The sequence below is a fragment of the Pseudonocardia sp. OZ21 genome, assembly GCF_059359135.1.
Genome location: NZ_JCADBN010000013.1, coordinates 73,619 through 89,655, shown reverse-complemented (window position 1 = coordinate 89,655; position 16,037 = coordinate 73,619). Strand labels below are relative to the sequence as shown.

Here is a 16,037-nt window from a genome sequence, read left to right as displayed (position 1 = left end):
CTCATCTCCCCGCCAGCTGAGGGGTGGCCGTGACATCGCCACGGCGGTGCCGGGGAAGGAAGGGCTGCTCGACCACGGTCGCTCGGATGCGCCAGGTCGGCTCCCCGGAGATCCCGCCGGCTGCGGGCCCGCCCCAGTCGACGGTGACCTCCGATCCGATCGGCTGGTCACGGTCGAGGCGGGCGTTGCTGATCATCCGACGCAGGGTGGGGCTGTAGGTCCACGCGCTGGCCCAGCCGATCTGCTCGCCGTCGACCCGGGTGCGGAGGTAGGACATGCGGAACTGCCCCCACGGCAGATCGGGCGGCGGAGGGGCAGCGCCGTCACGGAACTGCGCGGCGAACAGGTCGCCGACGTCGTCGGGGCTCCACAGCAGGCCGCGGAACAGCCGCGCCGGCCCGCCCCGATTGGCCTCGCGGACCAGCACGTCTCGTCCGGGGAAGTCACGTGCGTGGCCGTCGCGGTCGACGTCAACGGTGTAGCCCCAGCCAACCTCGGCCGGGGTCACGAGATGTTCGGTCAGGTCCTGGTCGAACACCTCGAACTCTTCGCGGGCAATCCAGAGCTTTGCGAATCGCGGAAGCCGGGTGCGGTCGAAGCGATCCGGCAGGAAGTCGCGGATGATCGTCGGCATGTTCGACTCGGTGTGGCCGATGAGTTGCGCCTTGAACCCGAGCTCGCGCAGCCCGACCGCCGCTCCTGCCTCGCGCACCGCCCGCCAGAGCTCATGCGCTCGTCCGGTCGTCGTTTCCATCAGCAGCTCGTAGCCGATCTCGCCGGTCACGCCCTGGCGCTGCACGATGAGCTCAGTGTCGGCGAACTCGATCCGCCGCCACCGAGAGAAGCGCAAGTCGTGGAAGTCCTCGCCGGTGACCTGCTCGAGCACCTCGAGCGATCGTGGCCCCTGCAGCGCAAAGCACGACCAGTCGGGCGTCTGGTCTTCGAGGTGGACGTCCAGATTGAGACGCTCCCGCTGCACGGCGAGCCAGAACTGAGCCCCGGACTGCGTGAACAGGTAGTCCTGCTCGCCCAGTTTCAAGGCCAGGCCTTCGATGGCGATCCGGCCGTCAGCACTGGTCATCGGGGTGAACAGAGTCTGTCCCACCTCGCATCGGCTCGGGTCCTTCACCGAGATCCGGTCGAGGAAGGCGGTGGCATCCCGACCGGTGATCCGGACCTTGTTCAGCCAGCTCCAGTCGCCGATCACCGCACTGGTCCGCAGCGCCCGGTTCTCCCGCCACCAGCGGGTGTACTCGTAGCCGATCAGGAAACCGCCGTTGAGGTGGGCCCAGGTGCTGCTGACATTGGTCTCGTCCTGGGCCGGCGCCCCCGGCGATCCGAGGTAGGACCGCTCCTGGAACGCGAGCTTCCGGTACTGGTTCGCCAGCCGGTACTGCTCACGTACGTCCGCGTGCTCCAACGCCACCACTCGTTCCGTCGCTCGGTGTTCGGGACCCCCTCAATGCTAGAAACAAAGGTCGACGACCGACAACAGGCCTGTCTAGCGAAGGTGGGGCACTGCCTGTTCGCACAGATGGAGGGCGTCGCTGGATGTGTGATGCGCGGCGTACTCGGCGAGGGCGGCGTCGTGGGCGCCGAGGAGGGCGCGGATCCGCTCTGCCGCGGCGTGGCCGAGCCCGTCGTAGATCTCCGCGAACAGTCGGCGTGCCCGAGGCTGCGGCCAGCCGAGGGGGAGCAGCGCACCTGGAAGCTCGGGGTCGACGCCGGGAAATTCACGCCAGGCGTCGATCAGAGCGGTCCGGAAGATCAGAGCTTCCCGGTCGGCCACCTGGTCGGCCCGCATCTGCTCGGCTACTCCCTCGAACGCGTGCACGAACTCCTCGTAGCGACGGCTGAGCGCCTCGAGATTCCAGGCGCGTGTGGGTGTGCCGCCGGGTACCAGGTCCGATGCGTGGCCCACGATGACCGTGGCGAGCTCGACGTCCAACTCGGCGAGCAGGTGGGCCGCGGCGCGGTCGCGTTCACCGGGAGCGACCCAGACGCCGTCGAACAGCGAAGCGAAGCCCTCCCAACCGAGCCGGATGCGCAGGGTGCTGCGGACCGCACGATTCTCCTCGGGGATCGAGAAGGCGACGAGCGTCCAGTGTCCATCCCACGCTTCGGTCCGGTCACCGAAGGTGAAGATCCGGAGCGTGCCTTCGTGCAGCGTCCGCATCGCCACCGGGCTCAGTGCGTAGGTCGTCCGACGCCCCTGCCTGCCCACAGTGAGAAGGCCCTTACGCGACATCCGGCTCAGCGCGGCCCGCGTATTCGCCTCCGAGATCCCGAACGCGGCGAGCAGGTCCACGAGCGCGGTCGAGGGCAGCGGGTCGTAGCGAGGGAACCAGTAGTCGCCGAGCAGGGTGAGCAGGAGATGTTGAGGCCCGGACGCCGCGGCGACCTCCGACATTCGGCGCTCGAGAGGCCCGGCGGGACTACGCATCGCTTCAGATTAACTAAGCGCGTCACCGGTCCGCAGCCTGATGTACAACCGGCTACCTGTGACACCGGTGGCGGGACACCAGCAGCGCGGCGGCGCTCGACAATCTCCAGGCCGTTGGTGCCTACAACGTCACCAGCCGGCCAACCGGTCGATCAACTGCTCGTCGACAGCATCCAGAGCATTCACCACGTGAGGGTCTCCGGCAGCAGCTCGAGGGGCGGCATGGCCGACTCCTCAACCACGTCATCAGTCATCGGTGCTACCTCCATGATCAGGGATTACACCGATCGTCTTGCAGTCCCAGGGAACAGGCTGCGATCGACCATGGCGCCAGTCGTATCAGCTGTGCTGGACGGGGGCGGCTGGTGTCCGCGGGCGCCTCGGGGTGAGGCGCCCACACAGTTTCGCTGTTTGTCAGGACTCGCTTTGGACGACGGGTGCCCCGGTGGCGGCCTTGACGACTGATTCGCAGCCCTTCAACGCCGCGGCCTTCGTCGCGTAGGCCTCTCCGGTCGCCACGACCTGGCCGTTGCTGGCCTTGAGGCGGAAGCGGTACTTCCCGGATCGATCTTGGTAGACCTCGAACTTTCCTGCCATGGTGATCCTTTCCGTGCTCGTGGGGTGAAAATATGGATGGGCAGAACGCTAGCGTGATTGTGACGGTTCGATTATCGCCTCATTGGGGGCTTCTGGCCGACACCCGTGGATGAGCGTCTCGTCCAAGTTTTCTCTTCACGGCGCAGCCAGGTGCGGGTTGAATGGCGCGGTCCCGGGCGATCACCGACTGGAAAGGCGTGTCCTCGCCTGTTGCGGAGCCGGCGTAGGTAACGCCGGACGGCCAGTTCCCCGCCCTGGGAGCCGGGCTCCGTGATCTTGCGGAACAGTCCGGGCCGCCCATCAGCATTTCCGCCTGCGGAAACGGCTGCGTAGACGATCTTGTGGCGCGTGTTTGGTGATCGTGGCGGCGGCCATCGCCGTCGTCGGTGCACGGTCGGCTGAAGCAGATCCGGAGCATGGCGTGCGGGCCGCGGTCTGGTGTACGCATCTCTCTGCTGTGTCTGGGGGGCATGCCGCGTCAGGCAGGTGCGTTGGTGAGCGGCGTCGGGCATCGGGTGAGGAATGGCGTGTCGAGGTGGTGGGCAAGCCGCTGACGGGCCTTCCGACGGCTGCCGTGGACGTCACCGTTCCACGATGCCGTGCTCGTAGGCGTAGATCGCTGCGTGCACGCGGGTGCGGAGTCCCAGCTTGGTGAGAATCCTGGCCACGTGGGTCTTGACCGTGCCCTCCTCGATCCACAGCGCGGCGGCGATCTCCGCGTTGCTCGACCCGGCTGCGAGGTGCAGGAGCACCTCGCGTTCGCGGGCGGTGAGCCGGTCGAGGTCGGGTCCGGCGGCGGTCGGGCTCAACGCGGCGAAGCGCTGCACGAGCCGCGGCGTCACCTTCGGGTCGATGATCCCGTGACCGCCGGCGGCGGCTCGGACCGCGTCGACCAGCAACTGCGGACGCGTGTCCTTCAGGACGAAGCCGACCGCGCCCGCCTGCAGGGCGCCGAACAGGTACTCGTCCAGGTCGAATGTCGTCATCGCGACGACGGTCGGCCGGTGTGGGGCCGTCGGGTCGGTGAGCCTGCGGACAGCGGCGATGCCGTCCATCCGTGGCATGCGGATGTCGATCACGACGATGTCCGGCCGGTGCACCTGCGCCGCGTGCACGGCCTCGCCGCCGTCACCGGCCTCGCTGACGACCTCCATGTCCGGTTCGGCGTCGAGCACGAGGCGCAGCGCCTCCCGGACCGCCTCCTGGTCGTCGACGATCAGCACTCGCACCGTCATGCGCCGGCCTCTGGCACGGGCAGCACCGCCACGACCATCCAGCCGTGCGGCTCACGCGCCTCGATCCGCAGCGATCCGCCGAGCGCGTGGACACGCTCACGCATCCCGCGCAGGCGTGGCCGGCGGTGGCGTGCTCCAGCGGGCCGGCTCGTCCGTCGTCGGTGACGGTGATGGTGATCTCGCGCGGTCGGCGCCCGATCCGGATGTCGATCCGCGTCGCCCCGGCATGCCGGACCGCGTTCGTCACGGCCTCCTGCAGAACCCGGTACCCGGACTGCGCGACGGCAGGGGAGAGCCGGACGTCGGGGTCGTCGTCGGTGACACCGATCGGGCACTCGGCAGTGGTGAGTCGCCGGGCCAGCGCCTGGACACCGGCCCGCCCGGCCAGCGTCGGCGCGGCACGCAGGTCGTCGAGCAGGCGACGGACGTCGGTGAGCGCGGCCGCCGCGAGACCGTCGATCGTCGCGAGGGCGGTGCCGGCAACGGGTGGCACGTCGTCGCTGCGCAGCACATGCCGGGCCGCGCCCGCCTGCATGCGGATCGCAGTGAGGTGATGACTGACGGCGTCGTGCACGTCGCGGGCCACGCGGCCGTTCTCCCGACACCGGCCCCGGCGCCGCTCGTCGCCGTGCCACCGGATCGTGCCGCGTTCACGGACTACGCGGCGAGCAACGAGCGGTTCACCCGCGACTGCGGGGCGGCCCTCGGCCCGCTGCGCGACGCGCTCGATGCCTGGCAGGTGGCCCACGACATGGATGCACTGCGCACCGTGCTCGACGAAGACGAGCTCACCTACGTCGGCAACTCCTACGGCACCGTGTACGGCCACACGAGACACCGCTGCTCTCACCCATGCCACGGGGGTCGAACACGACGACGTCGAACCACTGCGTCAGGTCCGCGACCATTGGCGCGAGCCGCGGCAGCGCGAAGAGCACGGGGTTCGGCCCGCCCGGGTTCATGAGCAACGTCCCGATCCTGGTGGCGGGGTCCCGCGCGGGGAAGCGACCGAGCCCGACCGTGACCCGGTCCGAAGCGTCAGGTTGTCGCCAGTCGGCCGGCACGCTCACCGAGCCACAGCTCAGGCCCTCGAAACAGTCCGCCCACTGCACCGACTGCCCCGCGACCTCGGTCTCGATCGGTGGTGCGCTGCTCGCGCCGGCGCAGCCGGTCGCCACGAGGAGCACTGCGCTCAGCGCCGACGTCATGACCCACGATCTCCGCACGCGCCCCAGGCTGGCGCGTCCGACGACTGCAGGTCGTCTGCCTTTCGGCAGACATTCCGCAGCCGGTTATCCGACCAGGTCGAGCGTGGCCAGCTCGCCCCGGGAAGCCACGCCCAGCTTGGGGTAGGCGTTGTAGAGGTGGTAGCCGACGGTCCTGGGGCTGAGGAACATGTGAGCGCCGATGTCCTTGTTGGTCAGCCCCGTGGCGGCCAGCCGGACCACCTGAAGCTCCTGGGGTGTGAGACGGCCCAGGAGGTCCGTTTCCTGCTGGGAGGCGGCGCGGCTCTCGCCTGTCGCGCGCAGCTCGCTGTCGGCCCGGCCGGCCCAGGGGGTGGCACCGAGCCGCTGGAAGGTCTCCACAGCGGAACGCAGGTGCGCGCGGGCGTCGACGCGGCGGTGTGCGCGGCGCAGCCACTCGCCGTAGTGAAGCTGCGTGCGTGCGTGCTCGAACGGCGCGGCACCGAGGAGCAGGGCGCGCTGGTAGTGGTGCTCCGCCTGTCGTTCATCGGCCAGCAGCGCCCGGCAGCGTGACACGATCGCCTCGATCGCGGGCTGCCGGATGTGGCCGGCCCAGTCCGCGAAGCGGGCGAACGCCCTGTCCGCCGACTCGGGTCGGCCCGTGCGAACCGCGACCTCCACGTGGTCGGCGAGCCACGACCCCGGGACCGCTTGTTCGACGGGGTGGTCGGCGAGCCGGTCAGCGGCCACGTCGTAGTGGCCGAGGCCCAGCTCCAGCATGATCAGGCTCCACTCGGCCTCGTGCCTGAGGTCCGGGAGATCCACGGTGTCCGTGGTTGCCGTCAGCTCGGCATGCCGTTCCTCCTCGCCGGCAATCGCTGCCAGCCGCGCCAGCACCGCCGCCAGGTGCGCCCGGATTCTGAGCTGGCCGGTGTCCTCGGCGACACGCATGCCTTCCTGCCCGCTGGCACATGCCTCGCGATGCCTGCCGAGGTTCAACTGGCTGCTCGACAGGGCCAGCAGCGCGTGCGGCAGGACACCGATCGCTCCTCGGGAGCGGCACTCCTGCTCGACGGCGAAGGCGCGGCGCAGTGCGGTCTGGTCGTCACGCAGGAAGGAGGTCAGGCACGCCGCCCACACGGCGGCCCGCAATGAGCTCGCCGGTACCTCCCCGTCGAGCTCATGCACAGCAGCCGCCCACTGCGCCACGTCCGTCGAGGCCAGACGGGACATGGCACGTGCGCGCCGTCCCTCAGGAAGCGTCTCGGCGTGGTCCGCGGCCTGCTCGGCTGCCACAGCATCGCCCGCGACCCAGGCCGACCCCGCGGCTTGGACCAGCATGCGCCCAGCGGTGTCGGGGGCCACCTCGACCAAGGACAGCGCAGCGTCGAACAGGATCGAGTGCGACTTGTGCAGGTCTCCTTGCAGGTCGGCGACCATGGCCCGGACCTCGGCCACGCTGCCCAGCGAGACCGGTTCGGTGAGATGGAGACTGGCCTGTTCCGCCAGCGAGCCCGCGTGCTCGAGCCGCCCGGCGTCCAGAGCCGCCTGCGCCGCCGCTGCCAGCCTGCGGCCCTGGTCTCGCGGATCGGGGCTGAGGGCAGCAGCGCGCTCATAGGCCGCAGCCAGCGCGGCGTAGCCACCCCGATCCCGCGCGCGTTGGGCGCTTCTCTCCAGCGAAGCGGCGACGTGCTCGTCGGGCCCGGTCGTTGCCGCAGCAAGGTGCCAGGCTGCCCGATCGTCCTCCAGGCTCGCGGCGAGAGCGCGGTGTGCAGCGAATCGCCTCGAAGCCGGTGCGCCGTGATAGACCGCGGAGCGGATCAGAGGATGGCGGAACATCAGCCGGTCCTCGTGCAGCCGGACGAAGCCGTGGTGCTCCGCGGACTCCAGATCCGCGACGGCGGCACCGAGGTGGGCCGCCGCAGTGAACACGGTGGCCGGATCACCGCTGTCGTCGGCCGCGATCACCAGCAGGAGCGTCCGGGTCCGTTCCGGCAGGTGGCTGATCCGGTCGGCGAAGGCCTGCTCGATCCTGCTGGTCGTCGAGACCGCCGGATACGGCGAGGTCGACCGGCCGTGGCGATGCGCGGTGGTGAGCTCCAGCAGGGCCAGCGGGTTGCCCTCGGCCTCGCGGAGGACATGTGCCCGCCGGTGCTGGTCGAGGTCTGCGGCATACAGGGCCAGCACTTCGGCCGCGGCCGTACCGTCCAGTCGAGACAGTCGCAGCTCCGCCAACCCGGGCGCGGGAAATTCCGGGGCATGCAGGTCACGCGCGGCGAACAGGATCGCCACCCGCTCGGCCTCGAGGCGACGCGCGGCGAACAGCAAGGCCTCCGTCGAGGACTGGTCCAACCAGTGGGCGTCGTCGATCAGGCACAGCAGGGGTTGCTCTTCCGCCAGGTCCGCGAGCAACGTGAGTACTGCCAGACCCACCATGAAGCGATCGCCTCCGGCGGCCGACCCCAGACCGAGCGCCGCCCGCAACGCCTGCCGCTGCTCTGCCGGAAGGCAGTCGAGGCTGCCGGTGAACCTGCGCAACAGCTGGTGCAGGCCGGCGAAGGGCAACGTGCTCTCGAACTCGACCCCGGCACCGCGCACCACCCGCATGCCGGTGGCGGTCGCAGCAGCATGGTCCAGAAGTGCCGACTTCCCGATGCCCGCTTCACCCCGGATCACCAGCACGCCGCTGCGGCCGGAACGGGCATCGACGAGCAGCTGATCGACGGCGGCCGTTTCCGCGCCCCGCCCCATCAGCATGCCCGAAATCCTACTGATCAGGCAGTTGTCGACCAGGGCGACGGGGCGACCGCACCCCAGTCATCCGACAGAGGCCCCACCCGTCGGGCCGCTCCTAACGTCGCTGCCCATGGACGCCGACAACGCGCAGGTCACGGCCGCTCCCCGAGCGGGCAGGAGGGAATGGGTCGGCCTGGCGGTGCTGGCCCTGCCGACACTGCTCATCGCGATGGACATGACCGTGTTGCACCTGGCGGTTCCAGCACTGAGTGCCGACCTGCAGCCGAGCACCGCACAACTGCTGTGGATCCTCGACATCTACGGATTCCTGGTCGCGGGCCTGCTCATCACCATGGGAACGCTCGGTGACCGCATCGGACGGCGCAGGCTCCTGCTGGTCGGAGCGGCTGCCTTCGCCGTCGCTTCGGTGCTGGCCGCCCTGTCCACCAGCGCCGAGATGCTGATCGCGACCCGGGCGCTGCTCGGCATCGCCGGCGCGACGCTGATGCCCTCCACGCTCTCCCTGATCCGCACCATGTTCCACGACGCGTCACAGCGCACGGTCGCCATCAGTGTCTGGATGACCTGCTTCGCGGTCGGCGGTGCGCTGGGCCCCCTGGCCGGCGGTTTCCTGCTCGACTACTTCTGGTGGGGGTCGGCGTTCCTGATCGGCGTTCCGGTCATGGCGATCCTGCTCGTGCTCGGCCCCGTGCTGCTGCCCGAGCACCGTGACCATGAGGCAGGCCGGCTGGACCTGGCCAGCGTCGCGCTGTCACTGGTGGCGGTGCTCTCGGCGGTCTACGGACTCAAGCTGGTGGCCGAGGACGGCGTCGGTTGGCCGCCATTTGCTCTCGTGGTGATGGGGCTGGCCGCCGGGTTCGTCTTCATCCGCCGTCAGGGCAGGCTTGCCGACCCGCTGCTCGATCTCGGGCTGTTCCGCGAACGCGCCTTCAGCGCCTCCGCCGCTCTGCTCACCGTCGGCATTCTCGTGATGGCCGGCTCACAGCTGTTCACGCTGCAGTACCTCCAGCTCGTGAACGGGCTCTCCCCGCTGCAGGCCGGCCTCTGGTCGCTGCCCAACGCGGCCGGTCTGATGGCCGGTGCCATGACCGCTCCGGCACTGGCGGCCACGCTGCGCCCTGGTTTCGTCATCGCCGGAGGGCTGCTCATCGCGGCCGTCGGTCTCGGGATGCTCGTGCTGGTCGGCACGACCGCCGGGTTGAGCATCCTGGTCACGGCATCGGCGGTGATGGGTCTGGGTCTGGGTCCGATGGCGGCCCTCGGCACCGACCTGATCGTCGGGGCGGCCCCGCCGGAGCGCGCCGGTGCGGCGTCCGCGATCTCCGAGACGAGCACCGAACTCGGAGCCGGGCTGGGCATCGCGGTGCTGGGCAGCATCGGCTTCGGCGTCTACCGCAGCCGGATCGCCGACACCATGCCGATCGGCGTACACGACGAGGCCGCGCGCGAATCGCTCGGCGGCGCGGTGGCGGTGGCCCGCGAACTCTCCGGCCAGGCGGGGGCGGAACTGCTCTCCGTCGCCCGTGCGGCGTTCGTCCACGGACTGCACGTGACGGCGGTCGTCGGCGCCGCCGTCGCCGTCGGCCTCGCGGTACTGGCAGCAACGCTGCTGCGGGACGTCCGGCCCGGATCCGGCGAGCACTGAAGCGAGCGGAACCAATCGTGATCACTGAGATGAAGGAGAGTCACCACATGGAGCGGACCGAGCCCACGAGCGTCCACGTCGAGATCGTCCTTGACGTCATCTGCGCGGCTTCCTACCTCGCGTTCGTCCGGCTGGAGCGGGCGATCGAGAAGATGCGGGCCGATGGCGGAAAGGTCGACGTGGTCGTGAGGCCATTCCGGCTCGCCCCCGACGCGGACTTCGACGGAGAGCCCCTGTTGGAGGTGCTGACCGCCAAGTTCGGCGAGCACGTGGTGGCAGAGACACAGCAGGCGGCGGCCGACGCGATGCGAGACGGGGTGACCCTGGACTACCAACGGGCGGTGGCCGCCGACACCTTCGAGGCACACCGTCTCATCGCCTCGGCCGCGGCCCGCGGACTGACCGAGCCCATGGTCGAGCGGCTGTTCAGAGCGCATTTCACCGACGGACTGAACATCGCCGACCCCGGCGTCCTGGAGCGGCTGGCCGCCGAGATCGGGGTCGACAGGAACGACGCGACAGCTGACGAGGTGCACGCCGCGCTCGCCGGCGTCCGTGGGCGGGGCATCCGTTCCGTACCGCGGATCTCCTTGAACGACAGCTCCACGATGGTCGGAGCACGGCCCGAGAAGTCCTACTTCCACGCTTTGCACACCGCAGGCGCCCGAAGCTGAGCACGCAGTCGTCCGCTCCGTGTGACTCGTCACCATCGTCCGATCGCGTTCCGTGTCCGCCGCTGATCCGCGACAGTGATCGCGGACCCGCCCGACGACGTGATGGGGGATCACGACATGAACGACCTGTACTCCCGCGACGCCCTGCGCACCGCCTTCCGGCACAACTGGTTCGTCGTCGCGCGGTCGCAGGACATCGGCACCCCGCAACCGGCACAGCTGTTGGACCAGCGGCTCGTGGTCTTCCGGGACGCCGGCGGCCAGGCCAGGGTGCTGGACCGCCGCTGCATCCACCGGGGTGCCGACCTCGCCGCGGGCGCGGTCCGCGGCGACACGCTCCGGTGCCCGTACCACGGCTGGGAGTTCGAGGGCAGCACCGGACGCTGCTCACACATCCCGGCGCTCGCCGACCCCGCACGCATCCCGGTGAACGCCGCCGTGGCCGCCTACCCCGTGATCGAGCGCTTCGGACACGTGTGGACGTGCCTCGACGAGCCCGTCTTCGACCTGCCCCACCCGCCGGAGGTCGCGGACCTCACCCTGGAGTGGCGCGCCGCGGCGCCGATCCCCGCCGAGTGCGGCTTCATGGCGGCGGTGGAGAACTTCCGGGACATGGCGCACTTCCCGTTCGTCCACGGCCCGTCGATGGGTGAGGTGGACCCTGTGGTGCCCGACCTCGACGTGCGGCGCGACGGCCGTGAGGTGCACGTGTCCTACTACTACCCGCAGGTGGCCGGGTCGGACTTCTCCGGCACCGGTGACGCGTGGATGCACTACCACTCGTACGCGCCCGGCATCGCCACGATCCTGTACGACTTCGGCGCGCGCACCGGCAAGCGCTACCTCGTCGACTTCCCCTCGCCCGTGAGCCACGACCGCTGCGTGATCTATTGGGCGGTCGCCACCGATGCGGGGTTCACGGGCGGCTCGGTCGACCGGATCCTGGAGATCGAGACGAAGGTGTTCGACGAGGACACCCCGATCCTGGAGGGCCTGGTGCCGAAGGAGGTGCCGCTGGCGCACGAGGCCGAGGAGGTCTCCTGCGCCGCGGACCTCTACACACTGCAGTACCGCCGGGCCACCAAGTGGGTCGTTCAGGAGATCACCAGGGCGCGGCAGGCCGTCGCCGGGCCGGCGGCGCGGCCGCGGGCCGGGCACTGACCCTCGGGACGGCCGCCGGGCGGAGGCCCCCTCAGCGAACTACCGGCCATCCTCGCCGCGCCAGCCACAGCGTGTCCCGGACGGCTTCGATGCCGTCGGAGTGCGTGTCCGGGGCGATGCGCGGGCCGGTCCGTCGGGTCCGCCGGACGCTCCGCCGCTGGAGAACTCGGACTTTCTACGACTACTTCGGCATCCTCTGGACGTTCGGCACCGACGATGTGCGGACGCCTGACCTGGCACGCTACGGAGCTGTGGACTGCTCGGGTTTCGTCCGGCTCGCGTTGGCCGATCGGGCCACCGACCGGCGGATCGACCATGTGGCGATCTACCTGGGCCGCGACGACGACGGGCACTACGCGCGCGCGTTCTGGGCGGCGACGCGCCTGTGAGCCGGACCCGTGCCGCGGTGGCAGTGCTCGAGCAGCGGGTGCACGACTTCACCAGGCAGCTCACGCCGCGGGGGCCCTACCGTCCGCCCGATCCGGCGGAGCGGGACGCGGTGCTCGGCGCCATCGCGGCGCTGGTCCCCACGGGGCCGGCCGCCGGTGGCGAGACCCGCGACGCCCACCGGGTCCTGCGGGACGCGGGGTTCATCGTCGAGGTCGCACAGGACGCGGCAGGATGCGGGTTCCTCCTGGTGCGTAGCGATCCGAACTCGTCGCGGTCCTGGGGGCTGATCGCGCTCCAGCTCGGCCGGGCCCCGCGACTGCTCGTGGAGGTGCCCCACCCGAACTCGGACTACAACACCGAGAATGTCGGGCTGGCGGTGCTCGCGATCGTGCCGGACGCGGTGTACATCGAGGCCGGGGCACACCGCAGGGCAGCGGGCGGGCGCGCGGTGGCACACGAGGAGGACTCGCTGTTCCACGCGCTCGCCGTGGACCTGAACGGCCGGATGCGGCTGCCGCAGCTACAGCTGCACGGCTTCGGTGTGCGCGACGACCTGGACGAGGACGTGGTGCTCGGTCCGGGCGATGCGCACCCGGCCGTGCAGGAGCTCGCCAACCGCCTGGAGGACGCGGGCCTGTCGGTGTGCCGGTCGTGGGTGCAGCGCTGCCCCGGGCTGGAGGGCTCGACGAATGTGCAGCGTCGGGCCGCGGCGCGGTACGGGCTGCCGTTCGCGCACGTCGAGATGAGCGCGTCCACACGGATGCGACCGGAGTCGGTGGCGCGAGCGCTCGCCACGCCGGCCGGCTGAGCCGCCGGTCATTCAGGCGCGGGGTCCGGTCCCGGTTGGCTCCGCTGAGCCGGGTGCAGGTGGCCGCGCAGGAAGGCGAGGATCTCCTGGCGTGCGGGGCGGGCGGCCGGTACGACGCCGGGGGTGCTGAGGAAACTGTGGGTGGCCTTCGGGTAGTGGATCAGACGGGCGTCGGTGCCGTCCTCGCGGAGCCGTTCGACGTATCGCTGTCCGTGGTCGGCCAGTGGATCCAGGGCCGCTGTGACGACGAGGGTCGGCGGTAGATCGGCGAGGTGCTCGTACTTGAGCGGAGACACGCTGCGTGGGTCGAGAGTGGGCGGCAGGCTCAGCTTGCGGCCCGCGCGCAGTCGAGCCAAGGGAAGCGTGGGGTTCTCGGCGTTCTCGATGATCGAGGGATAGTCGGTCATGGTCTCGGTCCAGTCCGTGCTCGGATAGTTGAGCACCTGGGAACGCAGCGGTGGGCCGTCCTTCCGGGCGCGCAGCGCGATGAGCGCGGCGATCATCCCGCCGACGCTCTCGCCCATGACCGCGACGGCGTCGGGATCGATACCCCGGTCGATCCCGTCTTCGACAAGCCGGACGAGGGTGTCATAGCCATCGTCCACCGGCTGGGGCAGCGGGTGTTGCGGGGCCAGCCGGTACTCCACCGATACGACCACCGCCGGGCAACGGGCCGCGAGGTGGCTGTTGAGCCAGTCGTTCTGCGCGGCGGTACCCGCGATGAAACCTCCACCGTGGAACGAGACGATCAGTGGTAGCGCCTGGTCTGCGTCCTTCGGGCGGTGTATCCGCAGCATCAGGCGGCGGCCAGGGAGATCGACCGTGGATTCCTCGATGCGGGCGCGTCTGTCCGGCAAGCCGGTGATGATCCGTGCTGCACGTGAGGACCCCGCGCGGTTGGCCTTGTCGCGCGCGGCGATCACCTGGTCATGGGTCATGACCTCCCAGTCCTGGGTGTCCTTGAGAATGCGGGTGCCCAGTGGAGTTTTGCCTCTCATGGTCAGCTTGTCTCCCACCGTCCGTCAGTGGCTCGAAAGCCAACGCGCGCCGTCACAGATGACTGCCAGCATCACCGGCGTATCACCGGGTGTCTTGGAGAATTGTTCCGTTCGGGCGGTCAGCGCCCATGAGCGCCGACTCGGGTCAGATCCTGGGTGCCTGCTCCTGCGCAGTCCATGCGACGTCGTCGACCGCGAGCCATGGCGCGGCGGCAACGGCCGTGGCCGTCAGGCCGGCAAAGGCCATGACATCCCGGCACAGGTGGGACTGATCGACGAAGCCGCTCTCTGCCGCCACCGCGGCGGCGCTGTGCCCTGCAGCGAGACGGTGCACCGCGTGATCGAAACGGACCAGCGTCGCAGCACGCTTAGGACTGAGACCGATCTGTGTGCGGAATCGGGACCATAACCGCTTACGACTCCATCCCACCTCGGTCGCCAACCGCTCGACCCTGACCCGCCCACGGCTCGACAAGATCTGTGCCCAGATGAAGGCGACCTCCGGATCCACCGCCCGGCCTGCCTCCTGTCGTCGCGCGAGCGCTGCCTCCATGATCGCGAACCGGCTTTCCCACGACCCGGCAGCGTGCAGTTGCTCCCGGGTCCGCGCGGCGTCGCGCCCCCAGAACTCCTCGAGGGTGACCACGGTCCCGCCCAATCCCGGCGAGCCACCGAGCACCGCGTGCGCGACCACCGGCGACAGGCGCACTTGGAGCAGGTCGATATCGCTGCCGCACCCTCGAACGGTGCCAGGGCCCAGACCGACGACGACGTTGCCTCGCTGCCGCTCACCGCCAATGCCGTCGACGAGCAGCGCGTCGCCGAAATCGATGAATACCGTAAGCGCTGGGTACGGGACCAGTTGAAGCTCGACCGGACCTTCCGCTCGACCGCGGAATCCGGCCATGCTGACCCCTGCCATGTGGCTCGGCGCCGGTGGGACCGAGACGTCTACGTCAACCCCGGCAACACGAACCGACTCGACGGGTCGCATGCAGCCATGCTACTGGCGCTGATCGTGTCGGCCGGTGCACAACTACGACACGAGTTCGGCGATGGTGATCTCGCGCGGTACCGAACCTGCTGGTCGAGCGACGCCGCCGGCGCGGATCGTCATCGCAAGCCGGTCGCCTGCGAGTTGATGGTCGCGTTGCGCCTTGGCGCCCGTGAGGTCGCTGCGGTGCTCGGACACCGGCGTCGGCCGCAGGCGAGGTTCGCCGGTCAGTCGGCCATCCACGTGCTCTTGAGTCGGAGCGCGCGGTCGGTGGCCGCCAGGGCCCCGGCGGCCGGAAGGGCGAACTTCGCCCACGCAGGCAGCTGGATCGGTGGGGTGAACGTGCCGAGATACTGGGCGACGACCTCGATCCGCGTGATCTGCTCCACGGCGAGGGAGAGGGTTGCCGCGAGTCCCACCAGCAGCACGACGAGGCCCACGGCGCCGATGACCGCGCTCGTGCGGGGGAACCGCCGGTGGAACCGCGCCCGCAGACCCTCCGGGGAACGCGGGTGCGGGCTCAACGCCTGTTCGCGGCCGTCGTCACCGACGTAGTGCATGCGTTTGACCCCGTACAGGCTGGTCGCCACCTCGATGACGCCGCCGGGCACCGGGAAGGCCAGCGGGACATTGCCACGCAGTACCTGGACGCCGTCGCGGTAGAGCGACGCCGGGCACTTCTTCGTCGTGCTGTCAGCCAGGTGCCGGACGTCGACCGCGAAGGCGTGGTGCCCCGTCCGGTCGGCGAGCTCGACGGAGAACAGGGAGCGGGAGAACAGCTGCCAGAGGCGATACGGCCGCAGCAGGCTCCCGTCACCGGGCTTGGCCTTCGACAGCTGCCGGCGCCGCTTGTACCTCGTGAACTGGAACAGGGCGTTGCCGTTCATGGGGACCTCTTGTCGCGTCGGGGGGCCACGGACGTCCGGGTCGTCGCCCGCACGGGCGCCGACGAGGGCGAGCGACGGCGCGCTCGTGACCGGACATGACATCGAGCAGACACCGTGCCCCTGCGGCACACTCAAGCCAGCAACATCTCCGCACCGACCGGTGCGTATGTGGCCTCCGAGGGGCGTAACCCGGGTGGCGACCGCGTCGACCTCGCGGGAGGTCCGGCGACGGCGGCGAGCGGGACGTAGTCGTGGCGTCTGCCA

Annotated in this window: 14 protein-coding genes and 1 pseudogene; 5 read left to right on the top strand and 10 right to left on the bottom strand. The window is 70.1% G+C overall.

What is annotated here, in order from left to right; genetic code table 11:
- Position 1: 1 nt before the first annotated feature.
- The 6 genes and pseudogenes from AC5L35_RS26765 to AC5L35_RS26740 all read right to left on the bottom strand — a co-directional run bounded on the left by AC5L35_RS26765 (position 2) and on the right by AC5L35_RS26740 (position 8,216).
- On the bottom strand, positions 2-1,426 hold the full coding sequence (locus AC5L35_RS26765) for a hypothetical protein (protein WP_495062473.1): 1,425 nt from the start codon (positions 1,424-1,426) through the stop codon (positions 2-4).
- A gap of 75 nt (positions 1,427-1,501) precedes the next feature.
- Complete coding sequence (locus AC5L35_RS26760; RefSeq protein ID WP_495062472.1) at positions 1,502-2,443, bottom strand: PaaX family transcriptional regulator; 942 nt, start codon at positions 2,441-2,443, stop codon at positions 1,502-1,504.
- Positions 2,444-2,857: 414 nt separating this feature from the next.
- Positions 2,858-3,040, bottom strand: a complete 183-nt coding sequence (locus AC5L35_RS26755) for a YegP family protein (protein WP_495062471.1) — start codon at positions 3,038-3,040, stop codon at positions 2,858-2,860.
- 581 nt (positions 3,041-3,621) lie between these two features.
- On the bottom strand, positions 3,622-4,275 hold the full coding sequence (locus tag AC5L35_RS26750; RefSeq protein ID WP_495062470.1) for a response regulator: 654 nt from the start codon (positions 4,273-4,275) through the stop codon (positions 3,622-3,624).
- A 190-nt stretch (positions 4,276-4,465) separates the two neighbouring features.
- Positions 4,466-4,810 (bottom strand): annotated as a pseudogene (locus AC5L35_RS26745) (sensor histidine kinase); the annotation flags it as partial.
- Between the two features lie 757 nt (positions 4,811-5,567).
- Positions 5,568-8,216 (bottom strand): helix-turn-helix transcriptional regulator, encoded by a 2,649-nt coding sequence (locus tag AC5L35_RS26740; protein WP_495062469.1) that lies wholly within the window; start codon positions 8,214-8,216, stop codon positions 5,568-5,570.
- Positions 8,217-8,325: 109 nt separating this feature from the next.
- Between AC5L35_RS26740 and AC5L35_RS26735 the strand changes: the two genes are divergently transcribed.
- From AC5L35_RS26735 to AC5L35_RS26715, 5 genes are all read left to right on the top strand, one after another.
- Complete coding sequence (locus AC5L35_RS26735; protein ID WP_495062468.1) at positions 8,326-9,861, top strand: MFS transporter; 1,536 nt, start codon at positions 8,326-8,328, stop codon at positions 9,859-9,861.
- Between the two features lie 47 nt (positions 9,862-9,908).
- Complete coding sequence (locus AC5L35_RS26730) at positions 9,909-10,535, top strand: DsbA family protein (RefSeq protein ID WP_495062467.1); 627 nt, start codon at positions 9,909-9,911, stop codon at positions 10,533-10,535.
- Positions 10,536-10,652: 117 nt separating this feature from the next.
- Complete coding sequence (locus tag AC5L35_RS26725) at positions 10,653-11,696, top strand: Rieske 2Fe-2S domain-containing protein (RefSeq protein ID WP_495062466.1); 1,044 nt, start codon at positions 10,653-10,655, stop codon at positions 11,694-11,696.
- Between the two features lie 89 nt (positions 11,697-11,785).
- Positions 11,786-12,085: a hypothetical protein gene (locus AC5L35_RS26720; RefSeq protein WP_495062465.1), complete on the top strand. Its 300-nt coding sequence runs from the start codon at positions 11,786-11,788 to the stop codon at positions 12,083-12,085.
- Positions 12,082-12,894 carry a hypothetical protein gene (locus tag AC5L35_RS26715; RefSeq protein ID WP_495062464.1) on the top strand — a complete coding sequence of 271 codons (813 nt, stop codon included), beginning with the start codon at positions 12,082-12,084 and terminating at the stop codon, positions 12,892-12,894. Before AC5L35_RS26720 ends, AC5L35_RS26715 begins: the two co-directional genes overlap by 4 nt.
- A gap of 8 nt (positions 12,895-12,902) precedes the next feature.
- Here AC5L35_RS26715 and AC5L35_RS26710 read toward each other — a convergent pair whose 3' ends face one another.
- The 4 genes from AC5L35_RS26710 to AC5L35_RS26695 form a co-directional block, all read right to left on the bottom strand.
- Complete coding sequence (locus AC5L35_RS26710) at positions 12,903-13,892, bottom strand: alpha/beta hydrolase (RefSeq protein WP_495062463.1); 990 nt, start codon at positions 13,890-13,892, stop codon at positions 12,903-12,905.
- Positions 13,893-14,037: 145 nt separating this feature from the next.
- Positions 14,038-14,799, bottom strand: coding sequence for a helix-turn-helix domain-containing protein (locus tag AC5L35_RS26705; protein WP_495062462.1), 762 nt, complete (start codon positions 14,797-14,799; stop codon positions 14,038-14,040).
- Between the two features lie 129 nt (positions 14,800-14,928).
- Positions 14,929-15,084, bottom strand: a complete 156-nt coding sequence (locus tag AC5L35_RS26700) for a hypothetical protein (RefSeq protein ID WP_495062461.1) — start codon at positions 15,082-15,084, stop codon at positions 14,929-14,931.
- A 29-nt stretch (positions 15,085-15,113) separates the two neighbouring features.
- Positions 15,114-15,875: a hypothetical protein gene (locus tag AC5L35_RS26695; protein ID WP_495062460.1), complete on the bottom strand. Its 762-nt coding sequence runs from the start codon at positions 15,873-15,875 to the stop codon at positions 15,114-15,116.
- Positions 15,876-16,037 lie beyond the last annotated feature (162 nt).

Bases quoted from the DNA above. Each gene is read 5' to 3' on its own strand.
- AC5L35_RS26725 (WP_495062466.1), top strand. From the start codon at position 10,653: ATGAACGACCTGTACTCCCGCGACGCCCTGCGCACCGCCTTCCGGCAC.
- AC5L35_RS26760 (WP_495062472.1), bottom strand. From the start codon at position 2,443: ATGCGTAGTCCCGCCGGGCCTCTCGAGCGCCGAATGTCGGAGGTCGCC.
- AC5L35_RS26735 (WP_495062468.1), top strand. From the start codon at position 8,326: ATGGACGCCGACAACGCGCAGGTCACGGCCGCTCCCCGAGCGGGCAGG.
- AC5L35_RS26755 (WP_495062471.1), bottom strand. From the start codon at position 3,040: ATGGCAGGAAAGTTCGAGGTCTACCAAGATCGATCCGGGAAGTACCGC.
- AC5L35_RS26750 (WP_495062470.1), bottom strand. From the start codon at position 4,275: ATGACGGTGCGAGTGCTGATCGTCGACGACCAGGAGGCGGTCCGGGAG.
- AC5L35_RS26720 (WP_495062465.1), top strand. From the start codon at position 11,786: ATGCCGTCGGAGTGCGTGTCCGGGGCGATGCGCGGGCCGGTCCGTCGG.
- AC5L35_RS26695 (WP_495062460.1), bottom strand. From the start codon at position 15,875: ATGTCATGTCCGGTCACGAGCGCGCCGTCGCTCGCCCTCGTCGGCGCC.
- AC5L35_RS26710 (WP_495062463.1), bottom strand. From the start codon at position 13,892: ATGAGAGGCAAAACTCCACTGGGCACCCGCATTCTCAAGGACACCCAG.
- AC5L35_RS26730 (WP_495062467.1), top strand. From the start codon at position 9,909: ATGGAGCGGACCGAGCCCACGAGCGTCCACGTCGAGATCGTCCTTGAC.
- AC5L35_RS26705 (WP_495062462.1), bottom strand. From the start codon at position 14,799: ATGGCCGGATTCCGCGGTCGAGCGGAAGGTCCGGTCGAGCTTCAACTG.
- AC5L35_RS26740 (WP_495062469.1), bottom strand. From the start codon at position 8,216: ATGCTGATGGGGCGGGGCGCGGAAACGGCCGCCGTCGATCAGCTGCTC.